We start from the raw sequence: 17,743 nt of genomic DNA, 5'->3' as shown, positions 1-17,743 counted from the left end.
TTATACAATTAACCGAGATGTAAACCATTACCTTAAATCTTTTTACAATCTGATTTGAACTATCATTGGTAAACACTTATTCTCAGCCCTGATAATGTCAAAAAAATGCCACCAGCCATCACTTACAGTCATTGCCATTAGTCACTAAAAGTATTTCTATGACGAAGACGTTCACTTACAACCTGACGTTCAAGCTTCAAATGATGCTGATGACACTGCTGGCAATGACAGCTTTGCCCATTGTCATGCTCTGGTATCACAACTCGGAAAAAGTGATGTTCCAGACCATTGAGCGGTTATATCAGTACTCCAGCGCCAACCTGAAAGAACGGCTTGATGAACAGTTTCAGGACGCCAGGCAAATTTTCGAACAGCAAACCCGCATTCGTCAGGAGCTGATTAACATTGTGGCTGACAGTAGTCTGTTACTTGACCACATCGTGACCATGCTCAACCACCACTACAACGTCGACTATTACTACTTTGCCAATCCTCAGGGCGGATTGCTTTCATTTGGCTATAGCAACGGCGGTTTTACCCTTCTTCAATCGGCACAGGAAAAAGCCGGGCCGCTCAACAGTTTTACCACTAATTTCAACGGGCAAAAGCGCCAGTTTACTGCGATGCGAGGCTTTTTCGATGCCAGAGAAAGAGACTGGTACAAAGACTCGCTGAAAACCGACCAGCCGGTTTGGAGCAAAATGTATCCGGGAGCGGTCGATACCAGCTTATTGGGAATCAGCCTGACCAAAGCCTTTCGTGATGAAGCCGGAAAACTGTTAGGCGTTTGGGGCGTTGACCTGACTTTAAACTCGCTGATTAAAGAGCTGAAAAGTAACAAACTCAGTGATAACGGTGAAGTGCTGTTATTCAATAATGACGGGCAGATTCTGGCCAGTACCGACAAACGCCACACCCCGCAAAACGGCCAGTTGCCGAGCATAAATAAACAAGCGACACCGGTTATTTCTCAACTTCTTCAACAGAATACCGCCAGCACCGACACCGTCAAACTGGTCGATACCGGTCAACAACAGTGGGTAGCGCTGACCAGCTATTATCAGCTGGCACAAAACAATGTGATTAATATTCTTTTCTATTCGCCACTGTCCGACTTTTCCCCCCCTCTCAATACCGTAAAACGAGCGGGCCTGCTGTTTACAATTGTGATCAGTCTGCTGGCACTGTTTATCGGGGCGCTGGCGACCCGGCATGTTCTCAAACCCATTCACCAGTTGATTCTGGCCACCCGCCGTATTCGTGAAGGGGACTTGCATACCCGCATCCCTCTGAAACGGAGAGATGAAGTGGGCCTGCTGGCCGACAATTTTAATCAGATGTCGGATCATCTGGTTAGCACCCTGCAGGCGCTTCGGGCCGAGCAGGATAAAACACTGCGATTGAATGCCTTGCTGGAAGAGCAAAATCACAGTCTGGAAACACGAGTGGCAATCCGTACCCGCGAGCTGAAAGCCGCCAACCAGAAGCTTAAACATATGGCTTACAGCGATTACCTGACCGGCATCGCAAACCGCCGGTCATTCTGGGAACGTCTTGAAAATGACAGCCAATGTCAGCCTGGTTGGTTACTGTTGATGGACCTGGATAACTTCAAGCGAGTCAACGACCAATACGGCCACCATATTGGTGATAATATTCTCAAACACTTTGCTCAGGTTTGCGACGGCATTCTGCGCCACAACCTGGAAGATTCCGAGGCCTTGTTTGGTCGTATCGGGGGAGAGGAATTTGCTCTCTGGTTGCCGGGTATTGATGAAGATACCGTGCAGCAACTGTCTTCACAGCTGATGGATGGCCTCAAAAAATGCCCTTATCTGCACAACGGGCAATCGATATATGTTTCCACCAGTATCGGTGCCAGCTACTGTCAGCAGGACCCACATCAGGCCTATGCAACGGCGGATCAACGACTCTATGACGCCAAAGAGAAAGGCAAGAATCAGGCTGTGCTTAGCTCTTAGCTCTTAGCTCTTAGCTCTTAGCTCTTAGCTCTTAGCTCGTCACATTCAGGGACACCACAACCGTGTTTTTCCACCCGAAATTCCCGTGGCACAGTGCGATAAATGTACTATAAGTAACAGATAGCACTGATAAAATCCGATATTAACTCAGTTGTTATTAACGCTTTTTCTGGCACAGATAATTGTCTCTCCCCCTTTTCCCGTTATAATCCACGCGTTTTCCCTCTACCTGTCAGGAGCCTTCACGTGCAAAACTACCGGCGCGAAACGCGTCATCTACTCAAACTTGCCATTCCCGTCCTGATTGCTTCTGTCGCGCAGACATCCATGGGATTTGTAGACACCGTGATGGCCGGTGGCGTTAGTGCTACCGACATGGCAGCCGTTTCCGTGGCAGCCAGCGTCTGGTTACCGGCCATTCTGTTCGGTGTGGGTCTGTTGATCGCACTAGTGCCCATTGTTGCAACGTTAAACGGTTCAGGTAAAAAAGACCGTATCCCGTTTGAAGTACAACATGGTTTCTTCCTTGCCACTCTGGTATCGGTGCCAATTATGCTGGTGCTGTATAACGCCGGTGTGCTGATTGACATGATGGATGTGGAGCCGGAACTGGCCGACAAAACCATCGGCTACCTGCATGCAGTTCTCTTTGCCGTACCGGGCTTCCTGTATTTCCAGACCCTGAAGAGTTTCGCTGAAGGAGTATCACTCACCGTTCCGTCGATGGTGATCGGCTTTATTGGTCTGGCAGCCAACATCCCGCTGAACTGGATTTTTGTTTACGGTGAATTTGGTGCACCAGCAATGGGGGGGATCGGTTGTGGTGTTGCCACTGCCATTGTCTACTGGCTGATGTTCGTGGCTATGCTGGTATACATCAAACTCAACAAGAAGCTGAACAGTCTTGGGCTGTTTGCTCACTGGCACCGCCCGCAGGTCAAAGCGATTGCCCGCCTGTTTAAACTGGGATTGCCGGTTGCGGCGTCTATTTTCTTTGAAGTGTCACTTTTTGCGGCCATTGCCCTGCTGATATCGCCGCTGGGCTCCATCACCGTTGCAGCCCATCAGATTGCCAGTAACTTCTCATCGCTGATCTTTATGATCCCGATGAGTCTGGGGGCCGCGTTGAGTATCCGGGTGGGCTTCCTGATGGGACGGGAAGATCTGGAAGAAGCGCGCATAGCCAGCCACTGCGGTCTGGCGGTGGCACTGATCATTTCCGTCATCACGGCAGTATCAACCATCGTGTTCCGCGAGCAAATCGCCATGATGTATACCGATAACCCGGAAGTCATCATGATTGCCGGCCAACTTCTGTTTCTGGCCGCGATTTATCAGTGCACAGATGCGACCCAGGTGGTCGCGGCGGGTGCACTGCGTGGCTATAAAGACATGCGAGCCATCTTTATTCGCACCTTTATTGCCTACTGGATTCTGGGTCTGCCGACCGGCTACGTGCTGGGTATCACAGACTGGATCGTAGCGCCAATGGGGCCTCACGGCTTCTGGATTGGTAACATTGTCGGCCTGAGTGCCGCAGCCTTCATGCTGGCTTATCGCCTCCACTGGGTACAGCGTCAGGACGACGAGGCTCAGCTCGCGATGTCTATGCGATAACGAGATAATGACAACACAGGCGGCCACCGTGCCGCCTGTTCTTTTTGCCATAATTACCGATAAGATAAATCCGGTACACCCTGATTGGCCTGTGTTCATTGTGTAAGGATTAACTTTGCCTTCGTATCGACCTGTATTGCGAAAAATCCTGTTGACCGGCGTGTTCACTATCATCAGCGCAGCATGGCTGTACGGCTGCGAGCGAAACACGGCCATTAACGGCTTTGAAACCTACCACCAGCGCCTGGCAAAAGTGCTCGATACCGATCCCCTCGCCCCCTCCCTGACTGATCCGCTTGCTTTTCCTGCGACGCGTTCTTTATTTATACCTGTCGAAGAAATCCGCGTGGATCTGCTCGATGCTTATGAGCTGAGAAAATGCGGGCTGTTTCACCTGATTGCTGAACGCAACTCCATTCTGGGTAAAGTCCAGGATAAAACCCGCCAGCTCCGTTATGAGCTGCTGCTTCTGAATGGCCTGCAGCATTGCCTTGACACACTCCCGCAGGACAATGATTTACTGCCGATGTTAACCCGTTACTCCAGCCAGAAACGCGCCCAGCTCCCGTTGCATACCTGGAACATGCTGACGACAGGTGAAGAGTGGCGCCAGCAATTCACCGCTTACCCCCATCCTTTCCCTCTCGGCACCTTTTATGGTTTTGATGAAGCGTTAGCAGCATTCACGTTTGTCCAGTCGATCCTGAGTCAAAACAACATAAACAAAAATGAATTGGCACTGGAGTCTTCAAAACTCGCCGCCAAGCAAGCTGACACTTTATTAACTCATCAAAAACAGATTCACCCCTACCACTACGTCGCACAGCTGGAATATTCCCTTCAGTTTGCCACGGAATGGCTGGACACCAGCACCCGCCTGCTGGAGCAGAATGAAAACCGCATTATATGTGGACCGAACCGGAACCAACAAAAAGCCGAATACCTGCAGAACGTGTTCTACAAGTTTTTCGTGGCTGACATTCAGCCCTATCTGGCTGAACTTGATTCCCAGTACCGGCAGATACAACCGGTACTGGCAACGTTACTGACAAAACCCGGAGCCCCTGAAACCGGGGCAAACACCGTTCTGGCCCGATACCGCCAGTATTATGTAGACGGTGAGCTGCACGCCGCCTTTCGCGCAGCCACGCTCAACCATGTCAAATTCTGGCAGCGCACATTCAAACGATGCAACATGAAGATTGGTGCGCAATAAAGCCGACAAACCACAAAGAATTCCATCACGCGCCTACTCAATACCGAACGATTCCCCTAGTATGTACAAACACTTCCTCATCGGAGACGACCGTGAAAAAGCACAAAAACGAAGCAAAACTGTTAAAGAAGGCCCTGGAACTTGGCTTCGCGTTTGCTAAAAAACAAGGATTTGCTGATTTGGATAAATCAGTCCCGTCCACAGACCGGGTGGAATGTATTTACCGCTTGCTGGTACAGGCAAAACAAATCACCCCCCTCGCGGTTGATCAGGAAGATGGCCCTAATATGAAACATAAGCTGGTGCTGTGGATTTCCCGATTATTACCGCCGGATCACGAGTTACTGAAATAGCCATTGCGACGCATAACCGGCTGAAGTATGGTACAAAAAGGAATCAGAACCAGACCAGGACAGGGAAATAATATGCGTCGTGTCATCTTTAATCAGAAAGGAGGCGTCGGAAAATCCAGCATTGCTGCCAATCTCGCCGCTCTCAGTGCTGCAAAGGGCTTTCGAACCTTGTTAATCGATTTGGATGTTCAGGGAAACAGCAGCCACTATCTGGGACACGATGCTTCAGACAGCAAAGACCGCACCATTGCCGATTTGCTCAACCAAACCGTTGGCTGGTTTTCCGTTTCCACGCCAGTCAAAGATTTCCCGCAACCCACCGCTTTTGACAATCTTTACCTCATTCCGTCCAGTCCCAAGCTTGATAAGATTGAGGCCGAATTAGAACGCCGCTACAAAATCTATAAGCTGCGTGATGCGCTGGATGAATTAGAAAAGCAATTTGACCGCATTTATATCGATACGCCACCCAACTTTAATTTCTATAGCAAAGCAGCGCTGATTGCCGCCCACAAACTGCTCATCCCATTTGACTGCGACAGTTTTTCTCAGCAAGCATTGATGACGCTACTGAATAATGTCGCAGAACTGCGTGATGATCATAACCCGTCGTTGGCCGTCGAAGGGATCATCGTCAATATGTTTAATGCCCAGGCGAATTTCCCGACAAAGATCATTGAAGATCTGCGAGATCTGGATCTGCCGATACTGGAGCCTTACCTGCCATTATCGGTGAAAATGAAGGAATCGCACTATCACCAAAAGCCGCTGCCGCATTTGCTGCCCAACCATAAACTGACCAAGGCTTTTGAGCAGCTCTACACGCAGTTGGAAGCCGAGACTCTGGTCGAGGGTAACGCGGCCGCGAATTAGGCACTGTTGTTCTAACGTTCTATCTCAAATCATCAAGTATGGTGTTGGCACTCGTTGTTCACGAGTGCCTTTTCTGCATCATCTCGCCACACTACCCCGTCCATTCATTTCCTGTCACCTCTTGTCATATTCCCAAACAAGACCGGAGCCAGATTCTTCCGGTGGCATCTCATTCTGTTGCGTTTTTATTTGTCAAGATGGCTCATTAGTTACACTTTTGTCTTAAAATCGCTACAGCCAACACAATTAGCACACAACTTAGCCACCTCTCCTAAAATAAAAATCAACCCAACCCATCAACCACTTACACCCATGTAACACGAAAAAATTATTTTTATTCATGGCGTAAAAAAAGAAGGCGCACCTAGCCAATTAGAGGTATAAACCCCTAGAATTTTTCAGTGTATTTCAAAATGTATCTAAAGGTTAATAATGACAATTGGAAAGATGAAACGAAGTACCTTGATCTGGCTACTGGCCATCGGGGCTTTACTGGGTGTAATTGCATTGGCGACCACTGCTGTGGTGATGCATAAAACCAGTTCGACTGAATTTTGTGTCTCGTGCCATTCCATGCAAACACCCCTTGCTGAATATCAGGGCACTATCCATTTCCAGAATAAGCACGGGGTGCGTGCCGAATGTGCAGATTGCCATATCCCCAATGATACGCTGGGCTATGTGGTGACCAAGGTACGTGCGGTTAAAGACATCTATCATGAAATCGCCGGTACACTTGATACCGACGCCGATTATGAAGCCCGCCGTCAGCACATGGCTGAAACGGTGTGGAGTCAGATGAAAGCCAATGATTCTGCTACCTGTCGCAGCTGCCATGAATTCACGGCAATGACGCTGCTCGATCAGCGCCCGGCTGCGCGTGAAATGCACCAATCTGCCATCGCCAACAACGAAACCTGTATTGACTGCCATAAAGGCATCGCGCACCTGCTGCCGGATACCTCAGATTCAGCACAATCAGGTGCCGCAGAGCTGGCCAAAGCAGCGCAATCCGCTTCCAAAACGGCAGCAACGCTCTACACCTATGAAACCACACCTTTTTACCTGGGTGAAACCGAAAGCCATAATCAGGGTAACCTGCTGCCAACGACTCAGCTTTCTGCCGTATCTCGCAGCCAGAACCGTATTGAAGTCACCGTGACTGGCTGGCAGCAAGACGGGGTTGATGCCGTGATTTATGCTGCGCGTGGTAAACGCATCCTGAGCGCACTGTTGGGCGACGATGCCAAAGCGGCCTTGAAAGTGGGTGAGTCTTTCACCGATGAATCCACCAATATTACCTGGCACCAGGTCAGTCTCACTGTGTGGCTGGATAACGGAAAGTTACTGGATAACGACAAACCACTGTGGGATTACAGCTCACAGCTGATGTCTGCCAACTGTACCGGTTGCCACGGCCTGACACCGCTTGATCACTTCAATTCCAACCAGTGGATAGGTGTAATTAAAGGGATGGAATCCCGTACCTCCCTGACCAAGGAACAAAGTCGCATCCTGACTCAGTATGTCCAGAAACACGCCAGCGATATGAAGGGAGGCGAATAACTATGAACAAACTTATGACTCAAGAATCACAAACCGTATTAAGTCGCCGTCGTTTTCTGCAAGGACTTTGCGCCGTAGCCGCTGTACCTGCCGTTAATGCCCTGCTACCGAAAACCGCGCTGGCACGCGCTATTGAAGAAGCGCTACCGCAGTTCAAGTACACCAAAACCGCCCATGAAGGCGTTCTGACGGCTGCCCACTGGGGGGCGTTTCAGGCCATCGTCAAAGACGGCAAAATGGTCGACACCTTGCCGGTTGACGATGATCCGGCACCGAACGAATTGATCAAAATGGCCCCCTATCAGGTACACGCCACCAACCGCGTGAAGTACCCGATGGTACGCCGCAGCTACCTCGAAGGCGGGCCGGGAGCAGGCAAAACCCTGCGCGGCAACGATGAATGGGTTCGTGTTCCATGGGATAAAGCCATCGAGCTGGTCGCTGGCGAGATCACCCGCCTGCAGGAAACGTACGGGCCATCCTCAATTTATGCCGGTTCCTACGGCTGGAAAAGCACCGGCATGTTCCACAACAGCCGTACCCTGTTGCACCGTCTGATGAATCTGAGCGGTGGTTTTCTGGGCTATGCCGGTGACTACTCTACCGGTGCTGCACAGATGATCATGCCGCACGTGATGGGCTCGATGGAAGTGTACGAGCAGCAAACCGCCTGGCCTGTCGTGGTTGAAAGCAGTGAGCTGGTTGTGCTGTGGGGCTTTAATGCCATGGTGACCCTGAAAAACGCCTGGAACGTTCCGGATCATGAAGGTCAGGCAGGTCTGAAGGCCCTGAAAGACAAAGGCACCCGCGTTATTACCATTGACCCGGTTCGCAATGAAACCGTGGAGTACATGGATGCCGAGTGGATTGCCCCGCGTCCTTACACCGATGTCGCAATGATGATGGGTATTGCCCACACTCTACTCAGCGAAGACCTTCACGATAAAGAATTTATCAAGTACTACACCACTGGCTTTGATAAATTCCAGGCTTATCTGACCGGCGACGCCGACGGTGAAGCCAAAACGGCAGAATGGGCCGCCGAGATCTGTGGCATTGATGCCGACGTGATCAAATCACTGGCGCGCGACTTTGCGAAAAACCGCACCATGCTGATGGCTGGCTGGGGCATGCAACGCCAGCAACACGGCGAACAACCAAACTGGATGCTGGTGACTCTGGCAGCAATGCTGGGACAAATCGGCTTACCGGGTGGCGGTTTTGGCTTCAGCTACCACTACTCGTCAGGTGGCAGTCCAACAGCCAAAGGCGGCATTCTGTCTGGCATTAATGCCGGTACTGCGCCGAAAGGCTCACCGTCACCTATCCCGGTTGCCCGTATCGCTGAAGCGATTCTGAACCCGGGTAAATCAATCCAGTTTAATGGCCGCACTGTCACGTATCCGTCAATCAAGATGGTCTATGTCGCCGGTGGTAACCCGTTCCACCAGCATCAGGACATCAACACCCTGCTTCAGGCCTGGCAGACACTCGATACGATTATCGTACAAGAGCCGTACTGGACAGCCTCAGCCAAGCATGCGGATATCGTGCTACCGGCAACCACCAGTTATGAGCGTAACGACATCGACATGGGTGGCGACTATTCGCAGCGTTATGTCTTCCCGATGCACAAAGTCGTCGAGCCACAGCATGAATCAAAGAATGATTTCGACATTTATGTCGCGCTGGCGGAAAAACTGGGCGTGAAAGACGCCTATACCGAAGGCAAAAACGAAATGCAGTGGCTGAAAGAAATGTATGACGGCATGAAAACTCAGGCTCGTACGAACCGTGTACCGTTACCGCCGTTTGAAATGTTCTGGGATGCTAACGACTATATTTCTTTCCCGATTCCGGAAGCCAGTAAGCAATGGGTTCGCCATGCAGAATTTCGGGATAATCCGCTGCTGAACCCGTTGGGGACACCGTCAGGTCGCATTGAGATTTACTCAGACACCATTGCCAAAATGGGTTATGAAGACTGCGCACCGCACCCGAAATGGTACGCGCCGCGTGAATGGCATAAAGCAGAGATTGCTGCCAAATACCCGCTGTCGCTTAACACCGCACACCCGACACAGCGACTGCACTCTCAGTTGGATAATACCCCGCTGCGTGAAAAATATGCCGTCGCCAACCGGGAAGCGATTCTGATCAACCCGACCGATGCCAAAGCGCGCAACATTAAAGACGGTGATCTGGTTCGCGCATTCAATGACCGTGGACAGATTCTGGTTGGCGCAAAAGTCACAGAAGACATCCGACAAGGTGTGGTACGGATTTGCGAGGGTGCCTGGTACGATTCCGCCACACCGGGACAGGCAGGTGGCTTATGCCGCAACGGCTGTGTGAATGTCCTGACTTTCGACCAGGGTTCGTCTCAGCTGGCACAGGGTAACTGTGGTCAGATGGCACAGCTCGACATTGAAAAGTATCAGGGTAAGGCGCCGGTCAACCTAGCTCATCAGGTGCCACTCAACGCCTGAGCCGTTATGAAGCGGTGATTTGTCGACATTTCCACGTAAAACACTGCCGACTATTTTCTTATCTTTCCCAAGCAGGTCATTCAGTGGCCTGCTTTTTTATCTCGCCGCTCTCTCCTTTTCACCATTTCCTCTCCACCTTATTCACCATTTGACCTTTCCGCTATCCTCACCTGTCTTTTGTACAGCCATTTTCTCCCTCTTGATTCACCGTCAGGATGGCCGACATCACGCGATTTTCTCTAACTGAAACCACGTCATTAGCACTGGGTACGCACGATCTGTGACAGGCTCCACAATATTTCGTTTAGTTATCAGCACCCTACTACCAGATTTACCCACCGCTTGTGAACATTGCCTGCACGGTTTTTCTTTTAAATGACACCCCACTGCCTATTATTTCGGCCACATTTAGCCCTGCACGCTCAAAGCATAAGCAAACAGGCCAAGGGAATGAAAAAAAGCGAACTCAAACACTTGCGCCAATGATCATCACTCGTTAATATTCGTGTCGTTCTTAAGGAGTGAGTCATTCCTAAGTTCACAGTACGTCCGTAGCTCAGCTGGTTAGAGCACCACCTTGACATGGTGGGGGTCGGTGGTTCGAGTCCACTCGGTCGTACCAGTTTTCGTAATCGAAACTGAAAAATTTGCGTCTGTAGCTCAGCTGGTTAGAGTATCGCCTTGACATGGCGGGGGTCGGTGGTTCGAGTCCACTCAGACGCACCATATTTTGATATGAGTCTTAGTACTGATATCACAGGATGCGACCGTAGCTCAGCTGGTTAGAGTACCGCCTTGACATGGCGGGGGTCGGTGGTTCGAGTCCACTCGGTCGCACCATCTCTTGATAGAGAAACTGTTATAATCTGCGTCTGTAGCTCAGCTGGTTAGAGTATCGCCTTGACATGGCGGGGGTCGGTGGTTCGAGTCCACTCAGACGCACCATATTTTGATATAAGTCTTTGCACTGATATCACAGGATGCGACCGTAGCTCAGCTGGTTAGAGTACCGCCTTGACATGGCGGGGGTCGGTGGTTCGAGTCCACTCGGTCGCACCATTTAAACATGAAAGTTTGATCAACCTCTTAGGTTTGCTCAAAAACCCTTGCGTCTGTAGCTCAGCTGGTTAGAGTATCGCCTTGACATGGCGGGGGTCGGTGGTTCGAGTCCACTCAGACGCACCATATACCAATTATTGCACTATTCGTAAGTTGTCCTGACAACTTTATCCCAAGCAATAATTCGGGCGATTAGCTCAGTTGGGAGAGCACCTCCCTTACAAGGAGGGGGTCACTGGTTCGAGCCCGGTATCGCCCACCACTTTCTGAAAAGCCTGTACTTAGTACAGGCTTTTTTCTTTTTGACTATTCCACTGATTCCAGTACGGCCTTTGTTCGCGCAATATCTGTTACGGCGGCATTCAACCGCCTAAGAGGCAGACTTAGCACTTTTCTGAACGGGTTTTCTGTTCGCCGCCACTGACACCAAATCTTTGGCCTCAGCCCTGGCTAATTCATCGTTCTCTCTTGCGGACTCTGAATTGTCAGTATGCGTCGTCTTCCCTCGCAGCATCACCACCTGCTGGCTTTCCCCGGGATGGGTCGTACCCAAAAATTTCCCACCTTGCTCGATGCTCAGGTTATCGCAATAGATATCCCCTTTCACAATCCCCTGATTGAGAATTTCGATAACATTGGCATGGCAGCTCCCTTCGACCTGGCCATTCACGACAATTCGATCAGCCCACACTTCTCCCTTGAGCCGACCAGAACAGCTAACGACAACTCCCTGCTCCGATTTTAAGACACCGTGAACACTGCCATCCAACTGCATATCTGACGCTAACCGGAACTCACCATGAACTTCACATCCTTTTGCGATGACAGTTGTAGTTGTCTGCTCACCCGCAGAGTGACGCTGTCGACTAAATAAGCCCATTTCACTTTACTCTCTTGATCAAAAATGTGTTCAAAGTTATCCATTCCCCACTGCACAAATGGCTGGGGATTGAGTGCCCGCCCGACAAAACGCACTTCGTAATGCAAATGCGGGCCGGACGATAAGCCGGTGTTGCCGGAATAGGCAATGAGATCCCCTTTAGTAACAAAGTCACCATGGCGAACCGCAAAGGACTTCAGGTGGGAATAAGAGGATGTGAAACCGAAAGCGTGCTGCAGCCGGATGAAATTTCCATAACCTTTTTGGCTGCTCCGGACCGTTTCCACGACGCCATCAGCCGTGGCATAGACCGGCGTCCCTTTTTTAACAGCAAAATCGAGCCCCCGATGCATTTTGCGTTTTCGGGTAACCGGGTGAACTCTTTCGCCAAACGGGGAAGACTGACGGGCATTAACAACCGGGAGGCCATTAGGAATAGTGTCCAACATGGCCAGTCGCACCGCCGAGTTAATGGCTGCCACATCCAGCCGTCTTTCGAGCGAGCTTTCTTCTGGCGATCCGACACCCAGCACATGTTCCAGCTCTCCCAAACGCTCAGCGACATAGGCCAGACGGTTTTCCCGCTCGTCCATCTCATTTTCAAGTTCGGCTTTCAGCCGCTTCAGGGAAACCAGCTCACCGTTCAGCGATTCAGATTGTTGTACAAGCGCTTTTTGCTGACTTTGTGCAGAGTTAAGCAAATGATTCAGATAGACCAGGCTACCCGCCACACTCAGTGTCAACGCCAGACAGGTGCCTGCCACCCAGCGCAGTCGCAGCTGAGTTTTGCTGCAAAGATGAAAATGCCGCGATCCATTAATTGACGATACCGAGATTGTGATCCGTTCTTTCATAGGCAGTCTGCGTTAATGACTCACCTCACTTCAGTGCGACCGGAACTATGATTTATTTAAACGGTATTCAAGACAGGTATCGATAAGGCGAATTAACAATGCAAATAATTGCTGCTATTATATGCACTTACTTCAGTATAAAGTCTGATGGCCGCTTTTTTTCGTTGGCTGTTCAAACAATTGAACGGCATTGATAATGACGCAGGTTAATTACCCGCTTACTAAGGACAGTAACCGATGCTCTCTGTAAAAAAGCTTCTCAACCGCAAGCCGTGGATTCTCTCCGTCATTATCCTACTGTTACTCGGTGCCTGGCTGATTAGCGGAACACTTCTCCCTGGTTCCGGATCTGGGTCTGCCAACAATGAGGCGTCTGATGCGACAAGCGATGCCCCAACGGATACCAGTAAAACCCCGCCACTGGCCAAAGTGGTAGTCAGCCCGTTTGAGACTCAAACAGTAACCCGTACCCTTTCACTCTATGGCCGAACAGCACCGGATCGGGAAGCCAAACTGGCCGCCGAGGTATCAGGAACCGTTGAACAACTGCTGGTACAAAAAGGACAACGGGTAAAGGCCGGGGATCCACTTGTCAAACTCGACAAAGCTGACCGGGAGCTTCAGCTCCAGCGTGCCAATGCCCTGCTGAAAGTCCGTAATCAGGAGTACTCCGCAGCGCAGTCATTACGCAAACGCGGGCTACAGGGAGAAGTGGCGTTCAGTCAGGCTGAAGCTGCCCTGATTGAAGCCAAGGCAACGGTTCGCAGCCTGCAAATTACCCTGAACAACACAGTTATCTATGCCCCATTTGAAGGCATTGTCGAACATCTGCTGGTCGAGAAAGGTGATTATCTGGGCATTGGCGATCCGGTTGCGACCATTGTGGATTTAGACCCGCTGGTGATCAGCGCAGATGTCAGCGAACGCCATATCGAAAAAGTATATAAAGGCCAGCTGGCCTACGTTGAACTGGTCTCAGGCCTTACAACGGAAGGCAAGTTACGCTACCGCGCAACCGTTGCCAATGAAACCACCAATACCTACCCGATTGAAATTGAAATCGCCAATCCGGGTATGACCCTGACGGCCGGTGCCAGTGCCAATCTCGAACTGAAACTGAAAGACGAATCTGCCATCAAGATTCCCCCTTCTATGCTGGCCCTTGATGAAGCCGGAAATCTGGGTATTAAAACGCTGACTGATGGCGATCTGGTGAAGTTTATTCCCATTGCGATTGTGAAAGTTGAACCCGATGGTGTCTGGCTGGGTGGCACGGCGCAACACGTTGAAGTGATTACTGTCGGTCAGGGCTTTGTCCGCGACGGTGACACCGTGATTCCGGTGCGGCAAACCGCATCGCTGACCGCACCAGATCAACAACCAGGCACACAGATTGAGCAAGGGAGCAAATAATGTATTCCATTATTGATGCGGCACTCAGCCGCTCACGCACCATGCTTACCCTGCTGGTCATGATTTTGATTGCCGGCCTGATCACCTATCGCCTGATCCCGAAAGAGTCGAACCCGGACATCACGATTCCGATTATTTATGTCTCGGTAACGCATCAGGGTATCAGCCCGGCCGATGCCGAGCGGCTATTAGTCCGTCCGCTGGAACAAGAGCTGCAAGCGGTTGAAGGGGTCAAGGAGATGACCTCAACCGCTGCCGAAGGCCATGCCTCTGTTGTTTTGGAGTTTGCCGCAGGCTCGGATCTGAACGAAGCCCTTACTGACGTGCGAGAAGCCGTTGATCTGGCCAAAGTAAAACTGCCGGATGACAGTGATGAACCTACGGTCAATGAAATTACCCTCGCCAGCGAAGAGCCGGTGTTATCAATGGTGCTCTACGGCAGCGTCCCGGAGCGAACCACCATCAAGATCGCCCGCGATCTGAAAGATAAACTGGAGAGCTTCCGTCAGATCCTGGAAGTCGACATTGCCGGTGACCGTGAAGACGTGGTGGAAGTACTGGTCGAGCCCTTGCTAATGGAAAGCTATGGCCTGGATCAGGAGGATGTGTTTAACCTCGTCGCCCGAAATAACCGTGTTGTTGCCGCAGGCTTCATCGATACCGGTTATGGCCGCTTCTCCGTCAAAGTGCCTTCGGTGTTTGATTCACTGAAAGATATTCTCGAACTGCCAATCAAAGTGGATGGCAGCAAAGTCGTGACCTTCGGCGACATCGCCACCATTCGCCGCGCGTACCGGGATCCGGAAAGTTTTGCCCGCCTGAACGGGGAAACCGCAGTCGTGCTGGATATTAAAAAGCGGGCTGGTGAAAATATCATCGAAACCGTGGAAATCGTCAAAACGGTCATGGCGGAAGCGCAGAAACTTGACGAATGGCCGGATAACCTGCTGATTGAATACACCTGGGATCAATCGAAAGACGTCAATATTATGCTCAATGATCTGCAGAATAATATTCTGTCTGCGATCATATTGGTGGTGGTCGTCATCCTCGCGATCTTAGGTTCCCGAACAGCGCTGCTGGTCGGCATCTCGATCCCCGGATCGTTCCTGACTGGATTATTGATCCTTGCGATCAGCGGACTTACCGTCAATATCGTCGTGTTGTTCTCTTTGATCATGGCCGTCGGGATGCTGGTCGACGGCGCGATCGTGGTTACCGAGTATGCAGATCGGCGGATGCAAGAAAACATCCCGCGTAAACAAGCTTATCAGGAAGCTGCAAAACGCATGGCGTGGCCAATCACAGCCTCAACGGCAACCACTCTGGCAGCCTTCGCACCACTGCTTTTCTGGCCGGACACGACCGGTGAATTTATGCGTTACCTGCCGCTGACCCTGATCGCAACCCTGTCTGCCTCACTGGTGATGGCGCTGTTGTTTGTCCCGGTTCTCGGCAGCGTGATCGGTCGTCAGCAATACATCAGCCAGAAAGATGCGCAGCGTAAAATTGCCCTTGAGAACGGTGATTTTAAACAGGCAAAAGGGATTACCCGGCTGTACCTCGACACACTGGCTATTGCCCTTCGCCACCCCATCAAGATTCTGCTCAGCTCATTGCTGCTGGCCGTGGTCGTGGGGGTAGCGTACGCCAAAGCCGGACTGGGTGTGGTTTTCTTCCCGGATGTGGATCCGCCGTTCTTCACTATCAAGGCCCGCTCCCATGGCGACTTATCCATTTATGAGAAAGATGCCCTGATGAAACAAATTGAGCAGCGCATCATCAATACAGAAGGGGTCAGCAGCATTTACACCCGTACCGGCGGTCAGGATCAAATCGGTCGGATTCAGGTCAACCCGCTGGACTGGCAAGAACGCCCGCCAATCAAAGACATCATCGCAACCATGCGGGAAAACACCGAAGATCTGGCCGGTATTGAACTGGAATTTAAGTACCCTCAGGCAGGCCCACCGAGTGAGCATGATTTGGTCATAGAAGTCTCCGGGCGAGACGCCGACAGCATGGCTGCCGCGGTGCTACAGGTACGAAACTGGATGGAATCTCAGGAAGCATTTACCAATATTTCGGATTCTTCCGATAAAAACGGCATCGACTGGGAAATCAAAGTCAACCGTGATGATGCAGCCCGCTTCGGCGGGGATGCGACACTGGTCGGGAACACGGTGCGCTTCGTGACAAACGGGCTCAAAATCGGGGAATACCTGCCTGATGATACCGATGACGAGGTCGACATTCTGGTGCGTTACCCGGCCTCATCACGTGATATCGGTCGGTTTGATGAACTGCGGGTCAAAACCCATTACGGCATGGTACCCATCACCAACTTCTCCAGTATCGTCCCGTCTCCGAAACAGGGCACCATCAATCGCATTGATGGCAAACGCATTCTGGAGGTAACCGCAGATATGGCAACAGGCTACAACCTGAGTCTGCAATTACCGCTTGTACAGGCGGCGATTGCTGAAATGCGCATGCCATCCGGTACCGAAGTAAAGGTTCGGGGCCAAAATGAAGATCAGGAAAAATCATCAGCCTTTCTCGAGAGCGCCTTCCTAGTTGCGCTGGCCGTTATGGGGCTGATTCTGGTGACTCAGTTCAACAGTTACTATCAGGCTCTGCTTATCCTGAGTGCGGTGTTGTTTTCAACCGTCGGGGTTTTCCTCGGATTACTGGTCTTTCAGCGACCGTTCGGCATTGTTATGTCCGGTATCGGGGTAATTGCGTTGGCGGGGATTGTGGTGAATAACAATATCGTGCTGATAGACACTTATAACCAGCTTCGTAAACAAGGCGTGGCCAAATCCATCGCTATCATGCACACCGGTGCGCAGCGTCTACGTCCTGTGATGCTGACCACGATCACCACGGTGCTCGGCTTGATGCCAATGGTGCTGGAAATGAATATCGATTTGACGAATCGTCAGATTGAGTTTGGTGCACCCAGTACGCAATGGTGGTCGCAACTGGCTACCGCTGTTGCGGGTGGGCTATCTTTCGCAACGGTGCTGACTCTGATCCTGACTCCCTGCCTGCTGATGCTGGGCAGAGAAAAAGGACCATTGGAAAGTGACCAGAATGAGCAGCAACCGGATACCCCAGATGTCGCCAAACCGTCAGCAACTACCAGTGACACTGGTTCCGGCAGCGAAATTCCTCAGCCTCGCGCTGGATCGGATTCTCATCCGGTCAAGCACCCGCAGTCTGAAGAGGAAACTGAAAAGCTGTAAGAGGCGCAACAGCAGGACTGAATAGATAGGAACATAATAACCGCCTGAACACTCGTCGCCCCATCCTTACTTTGTTAGTTTGGCTGGGGCAACTGTTTACTCTTAGCTCAATAAACATAGCGCATTAAACTTAGCTCACTAGACGTCACTTACTACGCTTAACTCACTAAAAATCTGGATCAGACTCAATTAA

At 51.0% G+C, this 17,743-nt stretch carries 11 protein-coding genes and 7 tRNA genes; 16 read left to right on the top strand and 2 right to left on the bottom strand.

What is annotated here, in order from left to right:
- The first annotated feature begins 158 nt into the window (after nt 1-158).
- The 14 genes from FH974_RS07055 (at nt 159) to FH974_RS06990 (ending at nt 11,417) form a co-directional block, all read left to right on the top strand.
- Entirely contained in the window at nt 159-1,982 is a 1,824-nt protein-coding gene (locus FH974_RS07055; protein WP_207103621.1) for a diguanylate cyclase domain-containing protein, read from the top strand.
- A gap of 246 nt (nt 1,983-2,228) precedes the next feature.
- Nucleotides 2,229-3,599, top strand: coding sequence for an MATE family efflux transporter (locus tag FH974_RS07050; RefSeq protein ID WP_047885314.1), 1,371 nt, complete (start codon nt 2,229-2,231; stop codon nt 3,597-3,599).
- 115 nt (nt 3,600-3,714) lie between these two features.
- Nucleotides 3,715-4,815, top strand: coding sequence for a DUF3080 domain-containing protein (locus tag FH974_RS07045; protein ID WP_242551860.1), 1,101 nt, complete (start codon nt 3,715-3,717; stop codon nt 4,813-4,815).
- A gap of 92 nt (nt 4,816-4,907) precedes the next feature.
- Nucleotides 4,908-5,168, top strand: a complete 261-nt coding sequence (locus FH974_RS07040; protein WP_047885312.1) for a DUF5062 family protein — start codon at nt 4,908-4,910, stop codon at nt 5,166-5,168.
- A gap of 72 nt (nt 5,169-5,240) precedes the next feature.
- Nucleotides 5,241-6,041, top strand: a complete 801-nt coding sequence (locus FH974_RS07035; protein WP_207103619.1) for a ParA family protein — start codon at nt 5,241-5,243, stop codon at nt 6,039-6,041.
- A gap of 447 nt (nt 6,042-6,488) precedes the next feature.
- Nucleotides 6,489-7,607, top strand: coding sequence for a NapC/NirT family cytochrome c (locus tag FH974_RS07030; RefSeq protein WP_242551859.1), 1,119 nt, complete (start codon nt 6,489-6,491; stop codon nt 7,605-7,607).
- A gap of 2 nt (nt 7,608-7,609) precedes the next feature.
- Nucleotides 7,610-10,096, top strand: a complete 2,487-nt coding sequence (torA, locus tag FH974_RS07025) for a trimethylamine-N-oxide reductase TorA (protein WP_207103618.1) — start codon at nt 7,610-7,612, stop codon at nt 10,094-10,096.
- A 545-nt stretch (nt 10,097-10,641) separates the two neighbouring features.
- A tRNA-Val gene (locus FH974_RS07020) sits at nt 10,642-10,718 on the top strand.
- A gap of 27 nt (nt 10,719-10,745) precedes the next feature.
- Nucleotides 10,746-10,822: transfer RNA gene (locus FH974_RS07015), tRNA-Val, on the top strand.
- A 37-nt stretch (nt 10,823-10,859) separates the two neighbouring features.
- Nucleotides 10,860-10,936: transfer RNA gene (locus FH974_RS07010), tRNA-Val, on the top strand.
- Nucleotides 10,937-10,964: 28 nt separating this feature from the next.
- Nucleotides 10,965-11,041, top strand: a tRNA-Val gene (locus FH974_RS07005).
- Nucleotides 11,042-11,078: 37 nt separating this feature from the next.
- Nucleotides 11,079-11,155, top strand: a tRNA-Val gene (locus FH974_RS07000).
- A 49-nt stretch (nt 11,156-11,204) separates the two neighbouring features.
- Nucleotides 11,205-11,281 (top strand) — tRNA-Val (locus tag FH974_RS06995).
- Between the two features lie 60 nt (nt 11,282-11,341).
- Nucleotides 11,342-11,417 (top strand) — tRNA-Val (locus FH974_RS06990).
- A gap of 108 nt (nt 11,418-11,525) precedes the next feature.
- Here FH974_RS06990 and FH974_RS06985 read toward each other — a convergent pair.
- Together FH974_RS06985 and FH974_RS06980 are read right to left on the bottom strand one after the other, a co-directional pair.
- A complete protein-coding gene (locus tag FH974_RS06985; RefSeq protein ID WP_047883594.1) occupies nt 11,526-11,930 on the bottom strand; it encodes a bactofilin family protein in 405 nt (134 codons plus the stop codon).
- A gap of 8 nt (nt 11,931-11,938) precedes the next feature.
- A complete protein-coding gene (locus tag FH974_RS06980) occupies nt 11,939-12,889 on the bottom strand; it encodes a M23 family metallopeptidase (RefSeq protein ID WP_047883593.1) in 951 nt (316 codons plus the stop codon).
- A 237-nt stretch (nt 12,890-13,126) separates the two neighbouring features.
- Between FH974_RS06980 and FH974_RS06975 the strand changes: the two genes are divergently transcribed.
- Entirely contained in the window at nt 13,127-14,302 is a 1,176-nt protein-coding gene (locus FH974_RS06975; protein ID WP_047883592.1) for an efflux RND transporter periplasmic adaptor subunit, read from the top strand.
- Nucleotides 14,302-17,550 (top strand): efflux RND transporter permease subunit, encoded by a 3,249-nt coding sequence (locus tag FH974_RS06970; protein ID WP_084712443.1) that lies wholly within the window; start codon nt 14,302-14,304, stop codon nt 17,548-17,550. The genes FH974_RS06975 and FH974_RS06970 overlap by 1 nt, the downstream gene beginning before the upstream one ends.
- Nucleotides 17,551-17,743: the final 193 nt, after the last annotated feature.

It is taken from the genome of Photobacterium ganghwense, assembly GCF_017329545.1.
GTDB classification, from domain to species: Bacteria; Pseudomonadota; Gammaproteobacteria; order Enterobacterales; family Vibrionaceae; genus Photobacterium; species Photobacterium ganghwense.
This window is presented reverse-complemented; position numbering and strand designations above follow the sequence as displayed.